Annotated in this window: 23 protein-coding genes and 1 riboswitch; of the genes, 13 read left to right on the top strand and 10 right to left on the bottom strand. The window is 59.1% G+C overall.

Annotated features, from left to right (window positions below; all coding sequences use genetic code 11):
* Positions 1 to 7: 7 nt before the first annotated feature.
* Both modB and modC read left to right on the top strand, forming a co-directional pair.
* Entirely contained in the window at positions 8 to 715 is a 708-nt protein-coding gene (modB, locus tag AT6N2_RS11780) for a molybdate ABC transporter permease subunit (protein WP_063948482.1), read from the top strand.
* The gene (modC, locus tag AT6N2_RS11775; RefSeq protein ID WP_063948452.1) at positions 712 to 1,788 is read left to right on the top strand and encodes a molybdenum ABC transporter ATP-binding protein; all 1,077 of its coding nucleotides are present in this window, start codon (positions 712 to 714) and stop codon (positions 1,786 to 1,788) included. The genes modB and modC overlap by 4 nt, the downstream gene beginning before the upstream one ends.
* On the opposite strand, the gene AT6N2_RS11770 is transcribed toward modC, so the two are convergent.
* From AT6N2_RS11770 to thiC, 6 genes are all read right to left on the bottom strand, one after another.
* Entirely contained in the window at positions 1,775 to 2,152 is a 378-nt protein-coding gene (locus AT6N2_RS11770) for a winged helix-turn-helix domain-containing protein (protein WP_063948450.1), read from the bottom strand. The two genes, modC and AT6N2_RS11770, sit on opposite strands and share 14 nt — an antisense overlap.
* Positions 2,145 to 3,158 carry a P1 family peptidase gene (locus tag AT6N2_RS11765; RefSeq protein ID WP_209087003.1) on the bottom strand — a complete coding sequence of 338 codons (1,014 nt, stop codon included), beginning with the start codon at positions 3,156 to 3,158 and terminating at the stop codon, positions 2,145 to 2,147. The genes AT6N2_RS11770 and AT6N2_RS11765 overlap by 8 nt, the downstream gene beginning before the upstream one ends.
* 88 nt (positions 3,159 to 3,246) lie before the next feature.
* Complete coding sequence (locus tag AT6N2_RS11760) at positions 3,247 to 4,020, bottom strand: thiazole synthase (protein ID WP_209087001.1); 774 nt, start codon at positions 4,018 to 4,020, stop codon at positions 3,247 to 3,249.
* Between the two features lie 4 nt (positions 4,021 to 4,024).
* Complete coding sequence (thiS, locus tag AT6N2_RS11755) at positions 4,025 to 4,222, bottom strand: sulfur carrier protein ThiS (protein WP_144579224.1); 198 nt, start codon at positions 4,220 to 4,222, stop codon at positions 4,025 to 4,027.
* Between the two features lie 25 nt (positions 4,223 to 4,247).
* Positions 4,248 to 5,195, bottom strand: a complete 948-nt coding sequence (gene thiO / locus AT6N2_RS11750; protein WP_209086999.1) for a glycine oxidase ThiO — start codon at positions 5,193 to 5,195, stop codon at positions 4,248 to 4,250.
* Complete coding sequence (gene thiC / locus AT6N2_RS11745; protein ID WP_144579226.1) at positions 5,196 to 7,019, bottom strand: phosphomethylpyrimidine synthase ThiC; 1,824 nt, start codon at positions 7,017 to 7,019, stop codon at positions 5,196 to 5,198.
* A gap of 95 nt (positions 7,020 to 7,114) precedes the next feature.
* A riboswitch (TPP riboswitch) is annotated at positions 7,115 to 7,226 on the bottom strand.
* A gap of 181 nt (positions 7,227 to 7,407) precedes the next feature.
* Between thiC and AT6N2_RS11740 the strand changes: the two genes are divergently transcribed.
* From AT6N2_RS11740 to AT6N2_RS11720, 5 genes are read left to right on the top strand one after another with little or no spacing between them, the layout of a single operon-like run.
* A complete protein-coding gene (locus AT6N2_RS11740) occupies positions 7,408 to 7,659 on the top strand; it encodes an acyl carrier protein (protein WP_063948438.1) in 252 nt (83 codons plus the stop codon).
* On the top strand, positions 7,659 to 8,840 hold the full coding sequence (locus AT6N2_RS11735) for an acyl-CoA dehydrogenase family protein (RefSeq protein WP_063948436.1): 1,182 nt from the start codon (positions 7,659 to 7,661) through the stop codon (positions 8,838 to 8,840). Before AT6N2_RS11740 ends, AT6N2_RS11735 begins: the two co-directional genes overlap by 1 nt.
* 4 nt (positions 8,841 to 8,844) lie before the next feature.
* The gene (locus AT6N2_RS11730; protein ID WP_209086997.1) at positions 8,845 to 9,753 is read left to right on the top strand and encodes an amino acid--[acyl-carrier-protein] ligase; all 909 of its coding nucleotides are present in this window, start codon (positions 8,845 to 8,847) and stop codon (positions 9,751 to 9,753) included.
* 6 nt (positions 9,754 to 9,759) lie between these two features.
* Entirely contained in the window at positions 9,760 to 10,743 is a 984-nt protein-coding gene (locus tag AT6N2_RS11725; protein WP_144579229.1) for a DUF1839 family protein, read from the top strand.
* Complete coding sequence (locus tag AT6N2_RS11720) at positions 10,740 to 13,196, top strand: glycoside hydrolase family 2 protein (RefSeq protein ID WP_209086995.1); 2,457 nt, start codon at positions 10,740 to 10,742, stop codon at positions 13,194 to 13,196. The genes AT6N2_RS11725 and AT6N2_RS11720 overlap by 4 nt, the downstream gene beginning before the upstream one ends.
* On the opposite strand, the gene AT6N2_RS11715 is transcribed toward AT6N2_RS11720, so the two are convergent.
* Positions 13,164 to 14,984 (bottom strand): alpha/beta fold hydrolase, encoded by a 1,821-nt coding sequence (locus AT6N2_RS11715; RefSeq protein ID WP_209089670.1) that lies wholly within the window; start codon positions 14,982 to 14,984, stop codon positions 13,164 to 13,166. The genes AT6N2_RS11720 and AT6N2_RS11715 overlap by 33 nt on opposite strands.
* A gap of 342 nt (positions 14,985 to 15,326) precedes the next feature.
* Between AT6N2_RS11715 and AT6N2_RS11710 the strand changes: the two genes are divergently transcribed.
* The 4 genes from AT6N2_RS11710 (at position 15,327) to AT6N2_RS11695 (ending at position 21,498) form a co-directional block, all read left to right on the top strand.
* On the top strand, positions 15,327 to 18,044 hold the full coding sequence (locus AT6N2_RS11710) for an ABC transporter ATP-binding protein (protein WP_209086993.1): 2,718 nt from the start codon (positions 15,327 to 15,329) through the stop codon (positions 18,042 to 18,044).
* A gap of 43 nt (positions 18,045 to 18,087) precedes the next feature.
* Complete coding sequence (locus tag AT6N2_RS11705; RefSeq protein ID WP_063948480.1) at positions 18,088 to 18,543, top strand: cyclic nucleotide-binding domain-containing protein; 456 nt, start codon at positions 18,088 to 18,090, stop codon at positions 18,541 to 18,543.
* A gap of 349 nt (positions 18,544 to 18,892) precedes the next feature.
* Complete coding sequence (locus AT6N2_RS11700) at positions 18,893 to 19,594, top strand: MBL fold metallo-hydrolase (RefSeq protein ID WP_186376977.1); 702 nt, start codon at positions 18,893 to 18,895, stop codon at positions 19,592 to 19,594.
* A gap of 209 nt (positions 19,595 to 19,803) precedes the next feature.
* Positions 19,804 to 21,498 carry an adenylate/guanylate cyclase domain-containing protein gene (locus AT6N2_RS11695; RefSeq protein ID WP_209086985.1) on the top strand — a complete coding sequence of 565 codons (1,695 nt, stop codon included), beginning with the start codon at positions 19,804 to 19,806 and terminating at the stop codon, positions 21,496 to 21,498.
* 35 nt (positions 21,499 to 21,533) lie between these two features.
* On the opposite strand, the gene AT6N2_RS11690 is transcribed toward AT6N2_RS11695, so the two are convergent.
* Entirely contained in the window at positions 21,534 to 22,016 is a 483-nt protein-coding gene (locus tag AT6N2_RS11690) for a class I SAM-dependent methyltransferase (RefSeq protein ID WP_063948420.1), read from the bottom strand.
* Positions 22,017 to 22,020: 4 nt separating this feature from the next.
* Positions 22,021 to 23,361, bottom strand: coding sequence for a nucleotide sugar dehydrogenase (locus AT6N2_RS11685; RefSeq protein WP_209086983.1), 1,341 nt, complete (start codon positions 23,359 to 23,361; stop codon positions 22,021 to 22,023).
* Between the two features lie 127 nt (positions 23,362 to 23,488).
* Between AT6N2_RS11685 and AT6N2_RS11680 the strand changes: the two genes are divergently transcribed.
* Together AT6N2_RS11680 and AT6N2_RS11675 are read left to right on the top strand one after the other, a co-directional pair.
* Entirely contained in the window at positions 23,489 to 24,586 is a 1,098-nt protein-coding gene (locus AT6N2_RS11680; RefSeq protein WP_209086981.1) for a glycosyltransferase family 4 protein, read from the top strand.
* Positions 24,583 to 25,326, top strand: coding sequence for a polysaccharide deacetylase family protein (locus tag AT6N2_RS11675; RefSeq protein WP_209086973.1), 744 nt, complete (start codon positions 24,583 to 24,585; stop codon positions 25,324 to 25,326). The genes AT6N2_RS11680 and AT6N2_RS11675 overlap by 4 nt, the downstream gene beginning before the upstream one ends.
* Here AT6N2_RS11675 and AT6N2_RS11670 read toward each other — a convergent pair.
* The gene (locus tag AT6N2_RS11670; RefSeq protein ID WP_209086971.1) at positions 25,318 to 26,280 is read right to left on the bottom strand and encodes a glycosyltransferase family 32 protein; all 963 of its coding nucleotides are present in this window, start codon (positions 26,278 to 26,280) and stop codon (positions 25,318 to 25,320) included. The genes AT6N2_RS11675 and AT6N2_RS11670 overlap by 9 nt on opposite strands.
* Positions 26,281 to 26,305: the final 25 nt, after the last annotated feature.

Raw genomic sequence — 26,305 nt, 5'->3', positions numbered from 1 at the left:
GCAGGATATGGCATTGCATTGGTGGACACTCAGCCCTGAAGAATGGACGGCGATCCGGCTCAGCCTGTGGGTCTCCTCCATCGCCATGCTTGCCAGCCTGCCTTTCGGTATTGCGGTCGCCGTGGCGTTGGCGCGCGGCCGCTTCTGGGGAAAGTCGCTGCTGAACGGCATCGTTCACCTGCCACTCATCCTGCCGCCCGTCGTCACAGGTTATCTTCTGCTCGTCCTGTTCGGCCGCAGGGGCGCGATCGGGCAATTTCTCGACAGCTGGTTCGGTCTCGTCTTTTCGTTTCGCTGGACGGGAGCAGCGCTCGCTTGCGCCGTCATGGCTTTTCCGCTGATGGTGCGCTCCATACGCCTTTCCGTCGAAGCGGTGGACCGCAAACTGGAGGAGGCAGCGGGAACCTTGGGCGCAAGTCCGCTCTGGGTCTTCCTCACGGTTACGCTTCCCCTCACATTGCCCGGCATCATCGCCGGCATGATTCTCGCTTTCGCAAAGGCGATGGGCGAATTCGGCGCGACCATCACCTTCGTGTCCAACATCCCAGGTGAAACGCAGACGCTCTCAGCCGCCATCTATACTTTCACCCAGGTTCCGGGCGGAGACGCCGGCGCATTGCGGCTGACCGTCGTCTCCGTCGTGATTTCCATGCTCGCCCTGCTCGTCTCGGAGTTTCTGGCGCGCATCATCGGCAAACGGGTGAGCATGGAATGACCCTTTCAGTTACCACCCGCCATCGCCTCGGGTCATTCGAGCTCAATGCGTCCTTCACCTCAGAAGGCGGCGTTACCGCCCTGTTCGGTCGGTCCGGTTCTGGCAAGACGTCGATGATCCGCATCATCGCGGGCCTTCTGCGGCCGGACGAAGGTGAAGTCACGTTGGATGGGGAGGTTTTTGCCAACAGCAAAAAGCGGCTGTTTCTGCCGGCCCATAGACGCCGGTTCGGCTATGTTTTTCAAGAGCCGCGGCTCTTTCCCCATCTCAGCGTTGCGCAAAATCTGCAGTACGGCAAATGGTTCACCGAAGACAAATCCAAGGTGGCGCAGGAAGGTCCTGTCGTCGACATGCTCGGCATTGGCCATTTGTTGCATCGACGTCCGGACAAACTCTCGGGCGGTGAAAAACAGCGCATCGCTATCGGCCGCGCCCTGCTTTCTTCTCCAAGGCTGCTGCTGATGGACGAACCGCTTGCCTCTCTGGACGAGCAGCGGAAGGCCGAGATTATTCCCTATCTCGAACGGCTGCGCGACGAGACAAAAATCCCCATCATCTATGTCAGCCATTCCATCCAGGAGGTCGCCCGCCTTGCAGACCGCATCATCGTGATGAAAGACGGCAAGGTGGAAGCGCAGGGCATAGCGGCAGACGTGCTGGCGAGACCGGATTTCAGCACCCACCTCGAAAGGCGCGAGGCAGGCAGCATTCTCTCCGGGCAGATTGAGAGCTTCGACGAGCGGCATGAACTCGCCGCCGTACGGTTAAAGACCATGCTGCTTCATGTTCCGGCAAAAAAGGGAATGTCCGGCAGCCCCGCGCGGGTTTTGATACCGGCACGCGATGTGATGCTGGCAACCGTCAAACCCGAGGGGCTTAGCGCCCTCAACATTCTCGAAGGCCACGTCGCGACGGTCTCTCTCAGCGAAGACGGCATGATGACGGTTCAGGTGGATTGCGGCGGCGATCTCATACAGTCGCGCATCACAGCCCTCTCCCATGAGCGGCTGCAACTGGAACCGGGAAAACCGGTGCATTTGATCATAAAGTCGGCGGCTCTCAATCCCTATTGACGGCCGCATCGGGATTGCGGTTTTTCTCCAGCCAGTCAATATCCGCGCGCAACGCGTCGGCGATCCGCTTTTCCATGCCACGATACCGATCCAGCAATTCGGTTCCGAAAGTCGTCAGCGACGCGCCGCCGCCCTGTTTTCCACCGCGTTGTGATTCGATGACCGGCTGCGTGAACATACGGTTGAGCGCATCCACCAACAACCATGCGCGACGATAGGACATATCCATTGCGCGCCCGGCGGCGGAAATGGACCCGGTTTCGGCAATGAGCGCCATCAACTCGATTTTCCCATGCCCGAGACGGTCCCCGGGTGGAAAGTCGATACGGAAAACGGGTTTCAGCGGGGAACGGGCTTCACTCATCGGTCGACCTCAGCCCGTGAAGATCACGATAGGCTTTTTGCGCCCCCTCCACCGGCAGCGCTGTTGCCTCATAGACGCCGCGCGCCACTGCCCTCGCCATGGTGAGGGTGGCGAGGTGGCAAAGCTCGGCGAAATGAATGCCGCCTTCGAGCGGTTTTTCCCCGGTCGCCGCCGCAAACATGGTGTCGCCGTCACTCGGCAGATGGGCGGGAAGCACGGCGCGAGCCAGCCCGTCATGCGCCATAATGGAAAGGCGATGCGCCTGCGCTTTCGTGAGTGCGGCATCCGTCACGACCGCGCCGATGGTCGTTGCCGTGAGGTTGACGCCCTTCAGGCGCAAGGCGGTATCGTCCGGTTCAAAGCTTTGCGGAAACCCGCTTTCGCCAAACTCCCCAGACACTTCAAACGGCGCCGACCAGAAGTGGCGGCTCGCGCCAAGGGTTGCCGAGCCAAGCGCGTTGACGGCGACAATAGCTGCCACTTTATAACCGCTGGAACTGATAGCACTTGCCGAGCCGAGCCCTCCCTTGAAGGTCGCGGTCGTCGCCCCGGTTCCGGCGCCGACCGTCCCGAGTTCGAAAGGCGCCGCACGCGCCGCCTTGAAAGCGGCATATCCCATCTCGCGATAGGGCGAATGCAATCCCCAATTTTTGTCACCGCCGTTCAGCAGATCCATGAGGATCGCCTGTGGCGCGATGGGTACGCGGGTAGAACCCACCTGAAGTCCGCGGCCGATCTCCCGCAGCCCGGCCTGAACACCGCCTGCCGCATCCAACCCAAAGGCCGAGCCGCCCGACAGCACGAAGGCATCCACCGTTTCCACCGTCATCGCCGGATCGAGCAGGCCGATATCACGCCCGCCCGGCGCGCCGCCCAAAACAGAACCCGAGGCAATGACCGGCTTTTCGAAAACAATCGCCGTCACCCCGGAGCCAATGGAAAGATCGGTGACATTGCCGACCGAAACGCCTGAAATATCCGTCAGAAGATTGGTGAGTAGCGTCATACCGTTTCCCTTTTCTCCCGGTATCTCGCCACCATCTGACGCTGTCAACGCCAAACGTCACGTGCTTGATGTCGACCCCGAACGACAATCAGGAAAAAACCGCTGTCCCAATAACCGGTGTCGAAGGAACGGCCATATCCCGTGGCTCCAGCGGAGTGGCGAGGTACGCCTGATGGCCGGCCTCAATTGCGCGGGCGAAAGCTTTTGCCATGCCGGCCGGGTCTCCTGCGCCCGATACCGCCGTGTTCAAGAGAACGGCATCGTAGCCAAGCTCCATGACAGTGACGGCGTGAGACGGCCGACCAATGCCGGCATCGACAATCAGAGGCACATCAGGAAAACGCGCCCGCATCGACTTCAGCGCCATCAGATTGAGCGGCCCCATGGCGCTGCCGATCGGCGCGCACCAGGGCATCAGCACCTGGCATCCCGCCTCCAGCAGCTTTTCCGCCACGACCAGGTCATCGGTCGTATAAGGAAACACCTCGAACCCTTCATCACAGAGGATTTTCGCGGCTTCGACAAGCGCAAAGACATCAGGCTGCAGCGTGTCGTGATGACCGATGACCTCCAGCTTGATCCAGTTGGTACGAAAAACCTCGCGCGCCATCTTTGCCGTCAGCACCGCTTCCTTGGCGGTGTGGCACCCGGCGGTGTTGGGCAGGATATGGCGGTCCAATTCGCGTATCAGCTCGAAAAACTGGCCGCCCTTCTTAGCCCCCGCCATTTCCCGGCGCAGCGAAATCGTCAGAATATCCGTATCGCTCGCCCGCACCGCATCCGCGAGCACGGCGGGCGATGGATAGCGCGCCGTGCCGAGGAGAAGGCGGGAAGATACCTCGCGGCCATAAAGCGTCAGCATGGTCTCAACCTCCCTGCATCGGCGAGAGGATTTCGACACGGTCGAAAGCTCTCAGCACGTAGCTGGCGCGTTCTTCCGAATGCACCAGATCGCCATTGACCGCCGTTGCCAGCCACTCGCCTTCGTAATCGAGGCGGGCAAGCAGACCAGCCAGCGTTTCAGCGGCGATATCAAGCTCGTCGCCGTTGACCAGAAGTTTCATGATCCCGTTCCTTATGAGATAGATTTTAGCAAATAATCCGCGCGACCTGCCGCGCCATCGCGGGCGAGAGCAGAAAACCGTGTCGGTGCGCGCCGTTGATGAAGATGGTCCGACCATCCTCCGTGACTTTGGGAAGATTGTCGGGATAGGCCGGACGCACGCCCGTGCCGGTCTCGATGATGCCCGCTTCCGCAAAGGCCGGATGCACGGCATAGGCGGCATTGAGACATTCCATCATCGAGCGGGCCGAAATGGCGCCCGCATCCTCCGTCTCGATCATCGTCGCACCCACCATGAAACGCCCCGGCTCGCGCGGCACGATGTAAAGCGGAATGCGCGGATGCAGCAGGCGGACGGGACGGGAAAGCGAAACCTCCGACGTGGCTAGGTAGAGCATCTCTCCCCGCACGCCGCGAAGGCTGGGAATTTCTCCCACTGCCGCAGATCCGGTGCAATCTACCACTCGGTCGAACCGCTGTTCATCCACCGAAACGCCCATATGAAACAGCACCCCCATTCCGCAAAGCTGCTCGTAGAGTGACTGCAGTGCAAGGCGCGGATCGAGATGCCCCTCATCCGCAAAGTAGAGCCCTGATCGGAAGCGACCGGCAAGATCGGGCTCCAGATCGGCGATTTCGGCCTCATTTACCGAGCGATAGCCGCTCGTCCTGGATGCGAAACGAGAAAGCTCCGCTTTGTCACGAGCGGGCGCGATGACCAGCGTTCCGTTGCGAACCACCAGACCGGGTGTCGCGTCATCCCACCAGCCAAGCGCGGCCTTGCCCAGCGTCAGAACCCGTTCTTCCGCGCTTTCGCGCTCACACCAGGGCGCCAGCATGCCGCCCGCATAAAACGACGCCCCGCGAAAAGGCGCGGCAGCGCGCTCAGACACCGCGACAACAACGCCCCTCCGCGCCAGTTCGAAGGCCGCCGTCAAACCGGCGACCCCCGTTCCCTTGACGAGAACACGCATTTACTCGGCGCTCGCGGGAGTCGGAAGCGGCATGTAAAGCTCGCCGCCTTCCTTGAAACGTGCGGCCATGGCCTCCAGCCCCTCCTTCTGCGCCTCAGCGCGGATATCGTGGGAAATCCGCATCGAGCAGAATTTCGGTCCGCACATGGAGCAGAAATGCGCGACCTTATGCGCTTCCTTCGGCAGGGTCTCATCGTGGAAGGACCGCGCCGTATCGGGATCGAGCGACAGGTTGAACTGATCCTCCCAGCGGAACTCAAACCTTGCGCGCGACAGCGCGTCGTCCCGCACCTGTGCGGCGGGATGGCCCTTGGCGAGATCGGCGGCGTGGGCGGCGATCTTATAGGTGATGACACCGACCTTCACGTCGTTACGATCGGGCAGGCCAAGATGTTCCTTCGGCGTAACATAGCAGAGCATCGCGGTACCGAACCAGCCGATCATCGCCGCGCCGATGCCGGATGTGATGTGATCGTAACCCGGCGCAATGTCCGTGGTCAGCGGTCCCAGCGTATAGAAGGGCGCCTCACCGCAGGTCTTCAGCTGTTTGTCCATATTCTCCTTGATCTTGTGCATCGGTACATGGCCGGGGCCTTCGATCATCACCTGGCAATCCTTGGCCCAGGCGACCTGCGTCAACTCGCCCAGCGTTTCCAGCTCGGCGAACTGCGCAGCGTCATTGGCGTCGGCGATCGAGCCGGGACGCAGGCCATCGCCCAGTGAGAAGGAGACATCGTAAGCACGGCAGATGTCGCAAATCTCCTCGAAATGCTCATAGAGGAAGCTTTCCTTGTGGTGATGCAGACACCACTTGGCCATGATAGAGCCGCCGCGCGAAACGATGCCCGTGACACGGTTAACGGTCAGCGGAATGTAGTGCAGCCGCACGCCGGCATGGATGGTGAAATAATCCACGCCCTGCTCCGCCTGCTCGATCAGCGTATCGCGAAACACCTCCCAGGTGAGATCCTCGGCAATGCCGTTGACCTTCTCCAGCGCCTGATAAAGCGGCACGGTTCCGATCGGCACCGGCGAATTGCGGATGATCCATTCGCGGATATTGTGAATGTTGCGGCCAGTCGATAGGTCCATGACGGTATCCGCACCCCAGCGGATCGCCCACACCATCTTCTCAACCTCTTCCGCCATGGAGGAGGTGACGGCGGAATTGCCGATATTGGCGTTGATCTTGACGAGAAAATTGCGGCCGATGATCATCGGCTCAAGTTCCGGGTGATTGATGTTCGCAGGGATGATGGCGCGGCCGGCCGCCACCTCCTGACGCACGAATTCCGCCGTGACATAATCAGGAATATGCGCGCCGAAACTCTCGCCGTCACGAGCGAGCTTCTCCTTCGCTGCCTCGCGCCCGAGATTTTCGCGAATGGCGATGAATTCCATTTCCGGCGTGATAATGCCGGCCCTGGCATAGGCAAGTTGCGTCACCGCCTTGCCCGCGGTTGCTCTCAGCGGCTGATGACGCACGGCAAATTCAGGCGTAAGGCGCTCGCCGGTAGCAAAACCGTTGTCCTCCGGCTTGACGTGCCGTCCCTCATAAGCCTCGACATCGCCGCGTGCGACGATCCACTCGTGGCGCAGGCGCGGCAGACCTTTTTCGATCAGGACAGGATGGGAGGGATCGGTATAGGGACCCGAGGAATCATAGACAGTGACCGGCGGTTCGCCGGCCGTCGGGTGCACAGCGATCTCGCGCATCGGCACGCGGATTTGCGGATGCAAAACGCCCGGCTTGTGGATTTTCGCGGAAGCGGCATGCGGCCCGGTTGTGACGGAAAGAGGGATGGTCTTGGCAGCGATATTCATCTTGAGGCTCCAAAGTTTGACAGTGGAGACCCAGTTCGAGCCGGAATGATGGAAAATACCTGGGTGCCGACACGAAACGCTATGCGCCCGCCCGCCTTCAGGTCTTTGCACCGTCCCTACGCCAGTATGAACTGGATCAGGTTCAACGGGTCACTGCGCATGAAAGCAGAATCTCAGCCCCTTGACGGGACACCCCTGGTGAATGGCGACAGGAAAAAACACCCCCGGCCTTTTGTCAAGACCACGATCCGCGCTTGGCAAAGATGCCCAAATGGCGCATTCTTCCGTTAGTTGCAATTAACCTATTGGCTTAGGCGAATATTATCGTTTGCGTCGTAACGATAAGCACAAACCATCCTGATGTGAGATTCATGGGAGATACGTCTGAATGAACGCGACTATACGTGAAATACTGGCGAAATTCGGCCAGCTTCCAAGCCCCGTCGATACGATTGCAGATGACGCCGATCTTTACGCGGCTGGCCTTTCTTCCTTTGCTTCCGTGCAATTGATGCTGGGAATAGAAGAGGCATTCGACATCGAGTTTCCGGATAACCTGCTGAACCGCAAGTCATTTGCCAGCATCAAGGCCATTGAAGACACCGTTAAGCTTATTCTGGATGGTAAAGAGGCAGCCTGATGAACGTGACCGTCGCGCCGCAGGATAACACGCTGTCCGCGCGCGCGGGCCGTGTCGCAATCGTAGCAGCCAAGCATGCGGATGACGTCGATGTTGCCGGTCGGTTTCCACAGGAAGCCATCGACGCATTGCGTACAGAGCGATTGCTCGGCATCCAGATACCCTCTCCTCTCGGCGGCGAAGGCGCGAGCCTTCAGGAGATCGCCAATATCTGCGCCCGGCTCGGCCAGGCCTGTTCAGCGACGGCGATGATCTTCGCCATGCATCACATCAAACTTTCCAGTCTCGTGGAACACGGGGTGGACAGCGCCTGGCACACCGGCTTCATGCGCCGGGTGGCCGGTGAGCAACTGCTGCTCGCCTCGGCCACCACTGAAGGCGGCATCGGCGGCAACCTGCGCAATTCGATCTGCGCGATTGAGGTCGAAGGCGACAGCTGCCAGCTGGAAAAGGATGCGACCGTTATCTCCTATGGCAGCAATGCCGACGCGATCCTCATCACCTCGCGCGCCCACAAGGAGGCAGCGCCCGCCGATCAGGTGATGACCGTCTTCCTGAAAAACCAGTACACGCTCGAAAAAACCCATACCTGGGACACGCTCGGCATGCGCGGCACCTGTTCGGACGGCTTCCTGTTTCGCGGGCAAGCGCCGGCAGCACAGATTTTCCCCAAGCCCTTCGCGGAAATCGCTGCACAATCCATGCTTGCAAGTTCGCATCTGCTGTGGAGCGCCGTCTGGTACGGTATTGCCTCCGACGCGGTGCTGCGCGCCCAGTCCTTCGTCAGGGCCGCAGCCCGCAAGTCGCCCGGCACCGCCCCTCCCGGCGCTATTCGCCTTGCGGAGGTTTCCAGCAAGCTGCAGGTGGTGAAGTCCAACGTCATCGCTGGCGTCAAGGCCTATGAGGACACCAAGAGCGACCCGGAAAAGCTGATGTCCATGGCTTTTGCCGTCGCCATGAACAACGTGAAAATCTGCTCTTCGGAAACCATTCTTGAAATCATCGATCACGCCATGCTGGTCTGCGGCATCATGGGCTACAAGAACGGCACGCCCTATAGCCTTGGCCGACACCTGCGCGACGCGCATTCCGCACGCCTGATGATTTCCAACGACCGCATTCTCGGCAATTCCGCCAACCTCCTGCTGGTTCACAAGCAGGACACGAGCCTTTTGGGATAAGACCATGGACATGCAAACATCGTTCCTCGATCGACTGTTCGAAGAAGGCCTGCTGATTGAAACGGGTGTGGATGGTCTTTATGGCCGTAGTGGCCAGTTTGAGGACGTCATTGCCGCATTCGAGCGGCTGATCGACCGAACCGGTGGTGCCGACGGTGCCGAGGCCATCCGTTTTCCGCCCGGCATCAACCGCGCTTATTTCGAAAAAAGCGGTTACATGAAGAGCTTCCCGCAGCTTGCCGGCACGGTCCATTCCTTCTGCGGCTGCGAACTGGATCATGTCAGCCTGCTGAAAACCATGGATGAGGGAGGCGATTGGACCAAGGACCAGAAAGCCACCGACATCGTGCTGACGCCAGCAGCCTGCTATCCGCTTTACCCGACAATCGCCAAGCGCGGCGCGCTTCCCGCCGGCGGCGGTCTCTATGACATCCAGTCCTATTGCTTCCGCCACGAGCCCTCCAGAGACCCCGCGCGCCAGCAGCTTTTCCGTATGCGCGAATATGTTTGCATGGGCACCGAGGCGAACGTCACCGAATTCCGCCAGACATGGATGGATCGCGGCGCGGAGATGATGAAGGCGGTCGGCCTTGAGGTCACCATCGATATCGCCAACGATCCCTTCTTCGGCCGCGCCGGCAAGATGCTCGCCAACAACCAGCGCGACCAGAACCTGAAATTCGAACTGCTGATCCCCGTGACATCAACGACCAACCCGACGGCCTGCATGAGCTTCAATTACCATCAGGATGCCTTCGGCCAGAAATGGGGCCTCAATCTCGCAAACGGCGAGGTCGCGCATACTGCCTGCGTCGGCTTCGGGCTTGAGCGCATCGCGCTTGCACTGTTTGCCCATCACGGCCTGGACGTGAAGGCATGGCCTGCGCCTGTCCGGGAAACGCTCTGGGGCTGATCATTCATGCGGCAGATTTTTCCCGGTCTCGACCCAAGAAACTATGTGCAGCATCCGCTCCATTCCTCCGAGAGAATGTGGCCGGAGACCAATTGCTACATCGATTTGTGGATCGAGGTGCTGGCCTCGAAGGGCTTGGCCCCGGAAGCCATGTTCGGGTTCACCCTGACGCAGGATTTCGAAGGCGACCAGTTCACCTTTTTCAAGGTGCCGTTGGAGGATCTGGAGGCGATTTATGGCGTCCGCGCCACCGAGCTTGCGATCTTCGACACAGTGGAAAACCACATCGAGGCGCAACTGGAACGCGGCCGCATTTGCCTCATCGAGATGGACAGCTTCTACATGCCCGACACCCATGGAGTGGGCTACCGGAAAGAACACGGCAAGACCACCATCGCCATCAACCGGCTTGATCTCGACAAGCGGGAGCTGGACTACTTCCACAATGCCGGCTTCTTCCACCTCTCTGGCGAAGACTTCGACGGGTTGTTCCAGCATCATCTCACGGAGACGGACCCGCCCTTCCTGCCCTATACGGAATTTGCCAAATTCGCGGACAATAATCCTTCGCCGGCGCATAGTCGAAAGACTGCCCAACGGCTGCTGAATTTTCATTTCACAAGGCGGCCCTCGACCAATCCGGTAAGGGCATTCGCAAAGGTATTTCCGACCCAGGTTGAAAAGGTCGCCGACCGGCCTTTCGGTTTTTTCCACAAATATGCCTTTAACACGCTGCGCCAGCTTGGCGCCAATTTCGAATTGTTGGCAAGCCATCTCGAGTGGCTGGATAAGGACGACTATGCAGCAGCGAGGGACCACGCCCTGCGCATAGCCGAAGTCGCCAAGACCGTGCAGTTCCAGCTCGCGCGCGCCGTCACGCGCCGCAAGTTCGATGCGCTGGCTTCAGTGCTCGATCCGGCCGCCGATGCCTGGGATGGCCTGATGAAATGCCTTGGCAAAAAACTGACCGATGCCAGCGAGGCAGCGTGAGGATTTACCTGCCGGGCGAAAGCGAAGAGCTGCTGAGCGAGGGCTGGACGCTGACGCTGACATCGGCCGATGCCTTTGAGACCCCATCCGATATTCCCGCCTCGATCGAAAGCCTTCATGTCTCCGTTCCAGGGACCGTGGCGCAGGCCTTGGAAACGGCCGGAAAATTCGACCGCCTTGCTCCACATCCCCTTAATGACAGGGATGCCTGGTATCGGCTGACCATGATTTCAGGCGCCCGTGAACGGGCCACCCTTCGCTTCGATGGTCTTTCCACCATCGCTGAAATCTTCCTGAACGGTGAGTTGATTGCCGCTGGCCAAAGCATGTTCGAAAGGCTGGAAGTGCCCGTCGAACTGACAGGCGCCGACGAGCTTGCGATCTGCTTCCGGGCGCTTGCCCCCCGGCTCGAGAAAACCGGTCCCCGCGCCCGCTGGCGGCCGCAGATGATGAATAGCCAGGGGTTGCGGCTGGTCCGCACCACCGCGCTGGGTTACATGCCTGGCTGGTGCCCGGAAATCCACGCCGCCGGTCCGTGGCGGCCCATCAGCCTGATACGGCAGAACGCCGTACTCTCAACGCTCCAGTCTTCGCTCCAGAACGACGGAACGGGAATAATCCGCATCACACTGCAAACGCAACGCCCGATAGAAACGGCAAAGCTCGTCTGCGCCGGTTGCAGCGTCGATCTCTCTGCGGACGAAAGCGGCAAGCTTTCGGGGGAACTGCGGCTGCCCGAGGTCGAACGTTGGTGGCCGCACACTCACGCCCAACCGGCTTTGCATGACGTTATTGTCGAGCTGGATGGCACACCGCATCATCTCGGCCGAACCGGTTTCCGGCAGATCGAAATCGATCGGGGCGAAGACGGCAATGGTTTTGGCCTGAAGGTCAACGGTCAACCCATCTTCTGCCGAGGCGCGGTCTGGACGACGGCCGATATCGTACGCCTCCCCGGCACGAGGCAGGATTATGAGCCCTGGCTCAGGAAAGCAGCCGAGGCAGGCATGAACATGATCCGCATCGGCGGAACCATGGCCTATGAGACGCCGAAATTTTTCGCGCTTTGCGACGAACTCGGCATCATGGTCTGGCAGGATGCGATGCTCGCCAATTTCGACTATCCGGCAAAAGACGAGAGCCTGCGCCAGCATATCGTCACGGAAATCGCGCAGTTCCTGGAAGCCACCGCACTTTCCCCATCGCTTGCCGTTTTCTGCGGCGGCAGTGAAATATATCAGCAGGGCGCGATGCTCGGCCTGCCGGAACAGATATGGAAGGGAATGCTGACCGAGGACGTGCTGCCAAGCCTCCTCGCAGAAAAACGGCCGGACGCAGCCTATGTTGCAAACTCGCCCTCCGGCGGTGCATTGCCTTTCTTCCCCAATGCCGGCGTTGGCCACTATTACGGCGTCGGCGCATATTGCCGGCCGCTGGAAGATGCCCGCCGGGCAAATCTGCGCTTTGCCGGCGAATGTCTCGCCTTCTCCAACATCCCCGAACAGCAGACGTTGGACAGATATCTTCCCGGCGTCGCCGTGCATGATGCACGGTGGAAGGCGCGCACACCGCGCGACCGTGGCGCCTCCTGGGATTTCGAGGATGTCCGCGATCACTATCTGAAGCTGCTTTATGACGTTGAACCCGATGTCCTGCGCCGCGAAGACGGCGGCCTTTATCTCGACATGTCCCGGGCCGCGACGGCCGAGGTCATGGAGGCGACTTTCGCCGAATGGCGGCGCAGCGGTTCCTCCTGTCAGGGCGCTCTGGTCTGGACATTGCAGGACCTCGTTCCCGGTGCGGGCTGGGGCATCATCGATGCCTTGGGCAGGCCGAAGTCGGTGTGGCACGCCCTGAAAAGGGCATTTCGCCCCATTCAGGTCAATCTGCTCGACGAAGGCACCAATGGGCTCGATATTCAACTCATCAACGAGACCGGCAACGCCGTCGAGACCATGCTCGAACTAACCTGCCTGCGGGACGGCACCCAGCCCGTCGTTCATGCCAAGCGATCAATTACGCTGCGACCGCGACAGAGCCAGACCGTTGCTGCGACCGACCTGTTCGGCGCCTTCTTCGACACGACCTATGCCTATCGCTTCGGCCCGCCGTCCCATGACGTCACAGTTGCCAGACTTCGCGATGTCGCGACCGGACAGATCCTTGCCGATGCATTCCATTTTCCGCTCGGCCGCAAGAAGGCGCTGCACGCCGCAAACATTCAGGTCACGCTCAGTGAGACGAGCGGCAGCTGGCACACCGACATCGGCGCAGACCGACTGGCGCAATCCGTCCACATTGCGGCGGACGGTTACCACGCCAGCGAAAACTGGTTCCACCTCGCCCCGGGCGAAACCAGAAGAATAGGCCTCGTGCCGGATATAGCGACAGTCGGAAGCCCTCCATCAGGAGAGGTGATGTCACTGGGCTCCAGCCGCCGGTTTTCCTTCTAGGGCGAGCCGCCTCACCGCATCAATGAACGCTGCCTTGGCTTCCGGCGTCGACAGGTTGTGGTCGGCGTCGGGAATGATCGTCAGCGATACATTCTGATAGACGGACAGCCCCCTGCCATCGGCATCGAAATAATACTGGAAGTGCTCAAGACCGTCATCGTTTTCGCTGTAGAGTAGATGAACGGCGGTATTGTTTGCTTTCAATCTGTCGAAAGCACCATAAACGGCGCGCCCTTCCTCGCTGCCCCGGCGGAAAAGCCTCGCCGTTTTTGTCGAAAGCCGCTTGAGCGTCGCCTTGACGATGTTCAGCCCGGCGCTCACCACGTCGACGTCGCCGCTGATGAGGCGCTTGAACGTCGCACCCTGTCGAAAACGCTGGCTGTATTCCCCAAAGGACCGGGGCCGCTTATGCAGCGCCTCGTCCACAGAGCGGCCCTTGCGCCAATGGAAAACAACCGGATTGACGGCTACCACAGCGCTGATCCGGTCATCGGCAATCGCGCCGTTGAAGGCGAGATAAGCACCGCTGCACCGTCCCGCCGCAACGATCGGCCCATTGGACCGCTTGCTGAGAAAATCGAGCGCGGCAGACACATCGTCATTCTGCGCGACATCGTAAAGAACCTGCTCGGGCACGTTTTTGACGGGAGGGCTGTCAGCAATATTGGCCGCGTCGAAGCGAAGCGATGCCACACCCTCCGTCGCGAGGGCGCGGGCCATCTGCACGGAGAGCCTGCCCCACCCCGCGTGGCGATCATAAGCAGCCCCAAGCAGGAGAACCGAGGATACCGCTTCGCCATTTTCAGGCCCGCAAAAGACGCCGAAGAGTCGACCGCCTTCGCCAAATTGTACCGGTTGCTCGATGAAACCCCGACCGACTTGTGGCGCATTGAGCACGATGTCTTCACCGACATGGAAAGTGCTCGAAGCATGGGTCTGAGACAGAATCCAGCTCACCAGCCGGTTCACCACATCGCCAGATATTTTTGAAAGCGTCGGGCTTGAGACAAGATCATCGTAGCCTGCAAAAGCGGCCTCCTCCACCGAACCGCCGATAGCCTGAAGATGCCTTGCGAAATCCGCATCGGTCACACGACCGGGTCGCGAAAGGACCAGAAGTGCACCTGCCGGAGCGGTGGTCAGATTGGACAGATTCGTCTTCCTGATCGCATCCGCTACACCCAGGGGCATAACCATGCCGGCGATTGAGCCGGCGTCGGTCACTCGTTGCTGAGGCAAAAGACCCAAACCGTCATCGATCATGGATGACCACATCGCCACCTCACGCAGATACGCGCGGCCGGAAACGACGGGTCCCAAAAGCGCCATCGCGCTTACGTCGGCCGAGGTGGCAAACGCCTCTGCAGCGATCATGCAGCCTAGTCCCTGCGCCACAACCACGACCTTGGCGCATCCCGAAACGCGTTTCAGATGAGTTAGCGCCGCGCGCGCGTCTGCAATCCAGTCGGCCGCGCGGCCCGCATCGTCAGGATCAAGGGCATCACCCGCGCCAAGATAGTCGAAGCGCAGGCTTGCAACGCCGCGCGCCGACAGCCTCTCGGCCAGAACACGCTGGAACTTGCGGCTGCACAGCTCCTCCATACCCCAGGGACTGACGAAAAGAACAGCGTGGTCCTGCCTCACATCCCGGGGGGCGGGATGAAAAATTCCGGTCAGCCCGCCAAAGGATGCGGGATGCGCAACCGCCCCATCCGCAGCGACGCCCGAAAGCCACAATGAATCGAAAGAACGGTCGCTGCCTGTATGCTCTGAAATATCTATCGCCATCGACCTTGCCATCGTTGCGCCAGTGTCCGGCTCAACCGTTACGGGATCATCATATCGGAGCATCACAGTGCCTGTTCTACAATAAAAACAACAATATTAGCGAAATCTAAAAATACAGTCTCATTTATATCGCCTACGCCCGCGTGTTGCAAAAGCAAACGCAGGAAAGGCACAGAAGTCACGCCAGTTCCGCTATTTTGCTCGAAACCGCTTGAATATGCTGATAAATAGCGAGTCTCATTCCCATTTGCAGGAGGAGGTTGCGCCCCCCGCCATCGGATCGTCTAGACACCGCGCAAACCAACACGCCGGGCCTCGCCCGACAGGTCATAGAAGTTTTACATGGAACAAAGCCTTACGCGTTATATCTGGTCGCACACAAAGCGGCAGCAGCTTTTTATTCTGCTGATCGTGGCCCTGTCCATGATCCCCTATTTCCTGGCATTCGACCTGCCCAAACAGATCGTTAACGGTCCTATTCAGGGCGACGGGTTCGAAGGCGCGAATGCAACGCAGCTCTTCATGCATCTCACGGCGGATATTCCCTATTGGGGCACCGTGACCTTGTTTCCGGGCCTTGAGCTCAACCGCATGTCGATGCTGATGGCGCTCAGCCTCACGTTCCTTGCGCTTGTCATTATCAACGGCCTCTTCAAATATTACATCAACACCTACAAGGGCCGGCTTGGTGAACGGCTTCTGCGGCGTATCCGCTTTGAGCTCATCGACAAGATTTTGCGGTTCCCGCCCTCCCACTTCAAGCGGGTCAAGGGAGCGGAAATCTCCAGCATGGTGAAGGACGAGGTGGAGCCGCTCGGCGGCTTTACCGGCGACGCCTTCGTCCAGCCGGCGCTTCTCGGCGGTCAGGCGCTGTCCGCGCTGTTCTTCATCCTCGTCCAGAACTTCTGGCTGGGCCTGATCGCAGCTTTCATGGCGGCGATCCAGGTCGGCATCATTCCGAAAATGCGCCGCCGCCTGATCGAACTCGGCCGCCAGCGGCAGCTGAGTGCACGTCAGCTTGCCGGACGCATCGGCGAAATGGTTGACGGTATCGGCACGATCCATGCCTATGACACGTCCAACTACGAGCGCGCGGATGCTTCCCATCGCCTCGGCGATATCTTCAAGATCCGCTACGATCTCTACCAGTGGAAGTTTCTGGTCAAGTTCATCAATAACTTCCTTGCCCAGCTTACTCCCTTTTTCTTCTATGCGCTCGGAGGCTATCTCACCCTCAAAGGCAGCCTCGACGTGGGCCAGCTCGTCGCCGTCATCAATGCCTATAAGGAACTTCCCGGCCCTCTGAAGGAGCTGATCGACTGGGATCAGGCCCGGCAGGACGTGCAGGTGAAATACGAGCAGGTCTTCGAACAGTTCGATGCGCCGAACATGATCGACGAGAAGGTGCAGAAACTCTCGCCGGGCGCCGTCGCGGCCATCAGCGCACCGCTCGTCGTCGCCAATCTGACGCTGGAAGACGATAGCGGCAGCCGCCTTCTGGAGCAGGCTTCGCTGAAGATCGAGCCGGGCGAGGTGATCGCGATCGTCGGCGGGTCCGGAGCCGAGGCGCTTGCGGATGCGATCGGCCGCACGCTCTGGCCGATATCGGGCAAGATCAGCCTCAATGACGTCGACATCCTAGAACTGCCGGAATCGCTGACGGGGCGACGGATTTCCTACGTGTCGTCGGACAGCTATTTCTTCCACGCCAGCCTGAAGGATAATCTGCTTTACGGCCTGAAACACGCGCCTCTCTCGGACAAGGAGTATGAGGGCGCCGCACTGGAACACCGCAAGTGGGAAATCCGTGAGGCGAAGATGGCGGGAAATCCGCTCATCGATATCAACAGTGAATGGATCGACTACGCCTCGAGCCCCGCGGGCGACGGCCGCCCGGAAAATCTGATCCAGGCCATTCTAGACGTACTCGACAGCGTCGAACTCTCCCAGGATATTCTGGAGTTTGCCCTGCGCTCCTCGATCGATCCTCTGACGGACCTGCATCTTGCCGCCCGTATCGTGGAGCTGCGGCATGTGCTGCGTGCCGAACTGGAAAAGGAAAACCTGAGCGGCCTTATCGCTCCCTTCGAACTGGAGAGCTACAATAGCGAGGCGACGGTCGGTGAAAACCTGCTGTTCGGCACCATGCGCGACTCGTCGCAATCCATCAGGACCGTTATCGAAAGCGATTATTTCCGCTCGCTGATGCGTGAAACGGGGCTCGTCAAAACCCTGTTCGAAATGGGGTACACGATCGCGGAAAACATCGTGGAAATCTTCGCCGACCTGCCGGGAGACCACCCGTTCTTCCAGCAGCTGACCTTCATGACGCCGGATGACGTTCCGGTCTATCAGCAGATGCTGCAACGTCTTCAGAGCCGCAGTTTCGACGAGGCCAATGAAAACGAAAAACGGGCGATGCTGCGGCTCAGCTTCTTCTACATCGAACCTCGCCAGCGTTTTGGTCTTCTGACGCCTGAGATCATGAACAGGATTGTCGAGGTCCGGCACATGTTCCATGAGAACCTGCCCGACAGCCTGAAAAACGTGATCGAAATCTACGATCCAACCAAATACATGAGCGCGACCAGCCTTCTGGACAACATCCTCTTCGGCAAGGTCAGCCACCGTTACACCGACGCCTCGCGCCGCATCACCCGGATCGTGGCCGATGTGATGCGCAAGCAGGGCGTTTACGAGCGGGTGCTGGCCGTCGGTCTCGATTTCAACCTCGGCGCCGGTGGCAAGCGGCTCGGACCGCTCCAGCGCCAGAAGCTAAACCTTGCAAGGGCGCTTATCCGCAAATCCGACTACTACGTCTTCAACCGCCCTCTCCCGGGGCTCGACCCAAGACAGCAGGAAGAAATCGTCGAACGCGTCATCACACTCCTGAAACAGAACAACAATAATCCGGCGATCATCTGGGTTCTGTCGAACGCGCATCTGTCGCGCCTGTTCGAGCGGATCATCGTTGTGCACCAGGGGTCGATAACGGCTGACGGAAGTTTCGAGACTTTGGCCGAGGAAAACGGTACATTCAAGGAAATGGTCGCGACATAACGTAAACAATGTGGCCGAGGTGGAACAGGAACAGGGTAAGACAATGCTGTTTAAAGACGAAATTCAGATGCTGAAGCGGGTTCCGTTTTTTTCGGAAATGGAGCCATCGAAACTCAAGCTGCTGGCATTCGCATCAGACCGGGTCTCCTATCACGCTGGCGATACACTGTTCCGCCAGGGCGATGTGGGCGATGCCGCCTATGTTCTTCTTACCGGCAAGGTGGATGTCCTGGTCGATTCCCCCTCTGGCACCCTGAAGGTCGCCGAAATGACCGGAAACGCCATCGTCGGCGAAATCGCCATCCTGTGCGACAGCGTCAGAACGGCGACCATTCGTGCCTCCACCAATGTGGAAGCCCTGCGCATCGGCAAGGAGCAGTTCTTCAAACTGATGTCGGACTTCCCCGATATCACGATCAAGGTCATGCGCGTTCTTGCCGAACGCCTCACCCAGACCACGGCAGAACTCAGCAAAGCGCGTACCACCTCCAAAACATGAATGGCATATCTGTGCTACCGGACGCGGCGACATTGGAAAAATAAATGTCGTACTATTGCAATATAAATGAAATGCTGACTGAATAAGGGGAAAGGCGGCCGCTCCAACGAGGGCGGATATAAGAATCTGTAGAGACAACGGGCTTCATGGGAGGAAAGCGTGCAAGTTTCCGTTGTTATTGGGGTGTGCCATGGCGTTCAATTCCGACACAACACGTCGGGAAAGTAATAGGAATTTTCGGGTAAAGATCTGGGGTGCGCGGGGAACGCTTCCCGTTTCAGGTGAAAACTTCCGAAAATACGGCGGGAATACCATCTGCATCGAGGTGAGATGCGGTGATCACGTTCTGTTGTTCGATGCGGGTTCGGGCCTTCATCCGGCGGGTCTTGCCCTGCGCGCCGAAGGCGTTACCGACGTCAATCTCTTCTTTTCCCACTGTCACTACGATCACATCGTTGGCTTCCCCTATTTTAAACCCTTCTATAACAGCGCCAATGACGTTGCCATCTGGTCGGGCCACCTCTGCGGCTCCATGACGACGAGGGAAATGCTCAAAGACTTCATGAGCCCCCCCTGGTTCCCGGTCCCACTGGAGATTTGCTGCGCGAAGATGGCGACGCGGGACTTCCTGCCGGGCGATGTGCTCGATGTTCATCCCGGACTCTCGATCAGAACCGGCATGCTCAATCATCCCGGCAACGCCGTTGGGTACCGTCTGGACTGGGAAGGAAAGTCGCTGGCCATCATCACCGATACGGAGCATGAGCCGGGACAAATCGACGAAAACGTGCTCGAACTGATCAGGGACGTCGATCTCTTTCTCTACGACGCCATGTTTACAGATGAGGAAATGGGTCTCTACCGCGGTTATGGCCACTCTTCCTGGCAACAGGCGATCCGTCTTGCCAAACTTGCCGATGCTAAGAATGTCGGCTTCATCCACCACGCGCCCAGCCGCAGCGACGAGGAACTGGATACTATCGTCAAACTGGCGAAAGCCGAGTTCAGCGGTGCGTTTGCCGCCATGGATGGCCAGATTATCGACATCTAAGCGAGCCAATCTGATATGGCTGTCGCCGGCGCGATAGTTTTCCCAGCGCCTATGAAGTAGCTTCATTGGAGCGTGCGATCGAACACGCACAATTGACCGCATGCGATCGATTGCTCCACGATATTGCCACGAGGCGGCCCGCATTAAGGGGCCACCACATCATACTGCATTTTGATTCCATGCCGTGAAGGCTATCTGACGGGACTTGCATGATCCGTTTCTTTTCAGAAACCAATTTGAGACGTGCCCGGATCCTCTCCGGCCTCATCATATTTTCTTTCGTTTTCTCCCATCTTTTCAACCACTCCCTCGCGCTCATCTCGATCGACACTGCTGAGCGCGCGCGCAAATGGTTCAGCCTGATCTGGCTCAACCCTGTCAGCAGCCTGCTGTTTTACGGTTCGGTTCTGGTTCACGTCTGTCTCGTGTTGCGCTCGCTCTACCTGCGGCAGACACTGCGCATGCCGCTACGGGAAGCGCTGCAGATCGTCTTTGGCCTTTCGATCCCATTCCTGATCATCAGCCACGCGGTCAACATCCGCGTGTCGCATATGATGTATGGCATCGATGTCGGCTATTATTCGGTGGTGCGGCGGCTCTGGATCAACAATCCCATGGGCGGCGCCTGGCAAAGCCTCGCCTTGGTTGTCATCTGGGTCCACGGATGTATCGGCCTTTATTTCTGGCTGCGGTACCGGGACTGGTATCCGCGCATCGCCGGCCTTTTCATGACCGTGGCGGTCATGCTGCCGCTTCTGGCGCTCCTGGGCTTCAGTGATGCCGGCCGCTGGCTTCAGGAAATCGATCAGAAATACGCTCTTCCACCTGGGCTGATGGACAGCACCATCCAGAGAGACGAACTGCCGCTGCAGCGGGAGATGGAGACCCGGATCAGTTTCGTCACAGGCACAATAGAAGCGGTTTTCGCCGGCGCTGTTCTCCTCGTCTTCATGTTGCGTGGGGTGCGCAGTTTTCGCCAGCGATTGACCGCCATCGGCATCAACTACGAACATGGCGCGCAGGCGCGTGTTCCGGCGGGGTTCAGCATTCTCGAAGCGAGCCGGCTTGCGGGCATCCCGCACTACTCCGTCTGCGGCGGCAAGGGACGGTGCTCGACCTGTCGCGTCAAGGTTTTGCATAGCAATGGGCCGCTTCCCCCGCCCGGCGACATCGAACAGACGACGTTACGGCGCATTCATGCCGATTCCGATGTACGGCTGGGCTGCCAGCTGCGTCCCACCAAAGATCTGGATATCGCACTTCTGGTCTCACCGCCCCAGCAAAGCGACCTGCCGGCAGATGCCCAGCCGGCCAGGCCTGGCCGCGAAGAGGAAATAGCCATCCTCTTCTGCGATCTCAGAAACTTTACAACGCTATCCGAAGCAAAGCTTCCTTACGACGTCGTCTTCCTGCTCAACCGCTATTTCACCATCGTCGGCCAGGCCGTCGAACATGCGGGCGGCCATCTGGACAAATTTATCGGCGACGGCGCCATGGCGCTTTTCGGACTGGGTGACGATGCGGAGAATGGCTGTCGCGATGCCATGAAGGCGGCCGCGACCATTTTACGCGATATAGCAACGCTTAACGAGGGGCTAGAAAAGCAATTTTCTGTCCGTCTGGACGTGGTGGTCGGCATTCATTCGGGCCCGAGCATCGTCGGCGTCATGGGATACGGTGCTGCAAAAACATTGACGGCCATCGGCGATACCGTCAATGTTGCAAGCAGGCTCGAATCCAAAGCCAAGGAGTTCGGCGCCGCCATCGTGGTTTCCGAACCTGCCATCATTCAGGCGGGGCAGCCGATTGCCGATCTCAGAAGCGAACAGATCGTCATTCGCGGCCGTAATTCGCAGATGAAGGTCTTCCTGCTCTCTGCAGAAGAGAGCCAACGCTATCTATGAGATAGCGCCGTGCCAAGCATGGGGGAACGCCGGCATCAGATCTTTCTGTAAAGGAAATAGCGGTCCGTCGGCACGCTTTCCGGCACCGGCAACGGCTTCAGCATGGCGTGATCCAAAGGCAACCCGCTGATCGCGACGCCGCCCTTCGCCAGCATGCCGGCCGCAAGATCGGGTAACCAGGTAAGGGTCACGGCATCCTTTTCGGGGTACCCCGTACCGATATCGGCGTGCACCATGGCCGCCTCCGCGCCGATAAAGGCTGGGGCGGTTTGCGCAATTTCACCAATCACGAGATCGCCCTCCGCTGGAACCGAGGAAGCGTGTGCGCCCATGGCCCTGTCGAAGGCAATGATGCGCCGGTCGGGAAAAAGCTCGCGCAGATGATTGAACGTTCGGCCGTTTCCGAGCCCGATTTCCATGAGCGCCCCCTCGCGCGGCAAATCGAGATCAGCGGCGACATGATTGAGGATGTCCCGCTGCGCGCTCAGCCGTCGAATGAAACTGTCCAGTCTGCTCATGCTATCAGGCCTTGATAATGTGTTTTGCAGCGATATTACGCCGCGCGAAGACATTGCGTGTGTCGATGATTAGGGGTGACCATGTGCTCAGGGCGGCATAGTCGACATCATCGTGGTCGGTTGCCACAAGAACCGCGTCGAAGCGGCCAATTGTGGCTCTGTCCCACGCCACCGATTTCATGCCCATGAGATGACTGTATTCACGCGTTTTCGGGATTTCGGCAACGAAAGGATCGAAATAGGCAGCGTCGCCACCGCGCTCCTTGATAATCTCGAGCAGCTTGAGCGAAGGGCTTTCGCGAATGTCGGGCACGTTCTTTTTATAAGCGAGCCCAATCACCAGCACCCTGGAACGGCTGAGCGCCTTGCCGGCATGAATATCGAGCGCTTCGGCAAGCCGGCCGATGACATGCCTCGGCATGCCGGTGTTGATTTCGCCGGCAAGCTCGATGAAGCGTGTGGGCAGCTCGTATTCCCGCGATTTCCAGGTGAGATAGAATGGGTCGATCGGGATACAATGGCCGCCGAGACCCGGACCTGGATAAAAAGGCATGAAACCAAACGGCTTGGTTTTTGCCGCGTCGATGACTTCCCAGATGTCGATACCCATCGCCTCGTAGACGACCTTCAGTTCATTGACGAGGGCGATATTGACGGCACGGAAGACGTTTTCGGTGATCTTCACGGCCTCGGCGGTGGCGTTGGTCGAGACCGGAACGATTTTTTTGACCACCGAGCCGTAAAAAGCCGCCATCAACTCGCCGGCCGCGCCCCCATCGCCGGCAACGACCTTGGGGATTGTCGAGGTCTCGAAATCGCGATTGCCGGGGTCTTCACGTTCGGGCGAAAAGCCAAGGAAGAAATCGACGCCAGAAACAAGCCCGGTGCTTTCCAGAATGGTCTTCACCACACCATTAGTCGTTCCGGGATAGGTAGTCGATTCCAGAACTATCAGCTGTCCCTTGCGCAGATGGGCAGCAATGTCCCGACAGGTTTTTTCAACATAGGAAAGGTCCGGCTCACGATATCTGGTCAAGGGCGTCGGCACACAGATGGCGATGACGTCGCATTCGGCCAGTCTGGAAAAATCGTTGGTTGCGACGAAACCGTCGTCCTGCCGGACATCGCCGAGCACCTCGTCCGAAACCGCCTCGATATAGCTTCGACCGGCGTCGATCGCCGTGATTTTACCGGGATCGATATCGAAACCCACAACCTTGAAACCGCCCCTGGCGATCGTCATGGCAAGCGGCAGGCCGACATAGCCAAGCCCGATCACGCCAGCTTTGGCGCTTTTGTTTTGAATGCTGGAAAGCAGGTTCTTGGAGATGTCTGGGGAAGTCAAAGCGTGTCACGCTCCGCGCATGTGCAAAAGATGCTTCTCAGTTGGGCAAGAATGAGGAGCCTGTCAAGGCTCGGCCCTTTCAAATTCCGGTTGACGCCCAAGCCGTCGGCAACGCACAACCATCGCCATGAAGATCGCCTTTTATGCGCCGCTCAAATCGCCCAACCATCCCGTTCCCTCCGGCGACCGGCTGATGGCACGTTTGCTGATGAAGGCGATGACGATGGGTGGCCATGAGGTTTTTGTCGCTTCAGAACTGCGCAGCTTTCTGAAACAACCGGACGAGCCGGCACGGTCATTGCTTGCCGATGAGGCCAGGCTCGAAATCGAAACGATCGCGGAGCTATGGCGTCAGGACGGCGCACCGGACCTCTGGTTCTGCTACCATCCCTATTACAAGGCCCCGGATCTGCTCGGACCGGAACTGGTGAAGCGTTTCGGCATCCCCTATGTCACGGCCGAGGCATCCTATTCGCCGAAACGCAACGATGTGGGTTGGCAGGCAGTTCAGGACGCGCTGCTCGCCGCACTGAACGGGGCCGCGGTCAATATCTGCTTTACCGCGCGGGATCGTGAAGGGCTTGTACGCGCTTCCCCGAGCCTGCAATGGGCCATGTTACCACCCTTTATCGACGCCGGGTCGTTTCGCGGCAACGCGCCCCGGCCACGGCCATCAAGGCTCATCACCGTCGCCATGATGCGGGCGGGCGATAAGCTCTCAAGCTATCGTAGCCTGTCCGAAGCGCTCGCTTTATTGCCTGAAACTCTCGGCTGGACGCTGGACATCGTCGGCGACGGCCCGGAACGCACGGCCGTGGAGAGTATGTTCAGCGTGTTTCCCGATCACCGCCTTGTCTGGCATGGGGAAAAGAGCCCGACAGACATCGCGGCACTTCTTTCAAGAGCATCCCTCTATGTTTGGCCGGGCCATGGCGAGGCTTATGGTCTCGCCTATCTCGAAGCGCAGGCTGCCGGCCTGCCCGTCGTGGCCGAAAAGGTGGCCGGTGTTCCCGAAGTGGTAAAATCCGGCACAACAGGATTACTGACACCGGAAAATGATACAGCCGCTTATGCCGAGGCGATCAAGACCCTGCTCGGCGATGACAGGCAGCGTGAGGAACTGGCAAAAGCGGCCCGCCAATTCGTCATCAATGAACGATCTCTGGAAAACGCCGCAGCGAAGCTGAACCATATCCTTTTGCAGGCAAAGGCGCGACGATCATGAGTCTGGAAAAACTTAACGCGGCATTGGATGAATGCAGCCGGCGCGGCATAAAGGCCGATCTCTGGCTTCGGGACGACGATGCGGTGGAACCGACACCGGCACTCGATACGCTGCTCGATCTCTGCGCCGACTTCAGCGCTCCAGTGACGCTCGCGGTCATTCCCGAAAAGACGACGGAGAAACTCGCACGCCATCTTGAGGCTTCGCTTATCGCGAAGGTTGCCGTCCACGGTTGGTCGCACACGAACTATGCCAGCGAAAAAGAAAAGAAGCAGGAACTCGGATCGCATCGTGAGGCTGCTGTAGTGCTTGACGAATTGCAGTCCGGGCTTGAAAAGCTGCGCGATTTGCATGGCAGCCGTTTCGTGCCAATGCTCGTGCCACCATGGAACCGCATCGACGCCGGTATCGTGGAAAGGCTGGCGGGTCTTGGCTACCGCGCCCTCTCCGTTTTCGGTCCGGAGAAACCCGGTCTTCCGCCACGCCTGAACACCCATGTTGACGTGATTGACTGGCACGGTAGCCGAGGTGGTCGCGACGCTGATGTGCTATTCGCAGAAACCGCCGCCCGTATTCTGAGCGCAGCCGAAAGCGGCGCTGCGACCGGGATCCTTGCCCATCATCTCGTGCATGATGGCGCGGTTTGGGATTTCCTGAGACGGCTTTTCGAGGTCACCTGCGGTCATCCGGCCGCCCGCTGGCGGTCTTCGAAGGACCTCGTCGACAACATCTCACCATGATTTCCAGGCGATGAGCATGCCGCTCGCCGCGTTCGAAAGTGTGCGTCTGATCGCCTCGACCTCTTCAAAGGGCGCGCGATCCTGAAGAGACGCGGCGACGAAACCCGCCGGCGCAAGGCTGATGCTTCCCGCTCGCGCTGTGATGGTGAAGATCAGCGGGCCGGTGGACCACCAGGCCGGCGCACGCGGCATGTCCCTCAAAATCCCTGGAAATGACTCGAGCATCTTGCGGAAGACCGGATGGCCAACAGGTGTAGCAATGAAGGAATTGGCAAGCAGCGTGCTGCCCTGCCCCGTGTCGCGCGGCGTTTTTTCATCGAACACCGTCAACCCCACCAGAGGGAGAAAGGCGTCAAAGCTCACATCGTCGCTGGCCGGATACCAGTCGCAGTCAAGATAGATCCCGCCAAAACGCTCCAGCAGGATGTAACGGGCAACATCCACCGCGCCCGGATAATCGCCTTCATCCAGCATCGCCTTAAAGACGCCGTTCGATAAGACCCCTTCCCGCTCCAGATCGGCCTCGCGCCAGAGGCGATAGTCATAGCCGTGCTTCGCAGCGTGCGCCGCCCAGGCCTCAACCGACACGGGGGGCGGTTTGTTTCCGATCCATATCTGGTGGATACATCTTGGCACGGGCTCGCGGCTTTTGAGGCTGATCAAGCGGCGCTCCTCCGTGGAAAACCGCGCATATTTCTCCAGCGCCTGCGGCGGCGGAACCAGCGTATATTGATACCCGATCCTGGCGACCAGATCACCTTCGGCCTTGGCAAGCCGCAACCTTGCCGCATGCAGCCGGCGCGGCAGGCCAAGCACGGTCTGCTCCCCCATCAGGTGCGCATCTTTTGCTGCAGCCAGTGATAGGAGAAGCGCATGCGCTTCCGCATATTGGCCATCAGTTTGCAACTGACGGGCTTTCTCCAGCTGGCCGTCGTAATATTTCTTATCGGGCATGGATCCTCGTCCAGAAAGGCTCGTT

It is taken from the genome of Agrobacterium tumefaciens, assembly GCF_017726655.1.
Taxonomy (GTDB): Bacteria; Pseudomonadota; Alphaproteobacteria; order Rhizobiales; family Rhizobiaceae; genus Agrobacterium; species Agrobacterium tumefaciens_B.
Note: the sequence above shows the minus strand (reverse complement) of the source record. Positions and strands in the feature narration are given on the sequence as shown.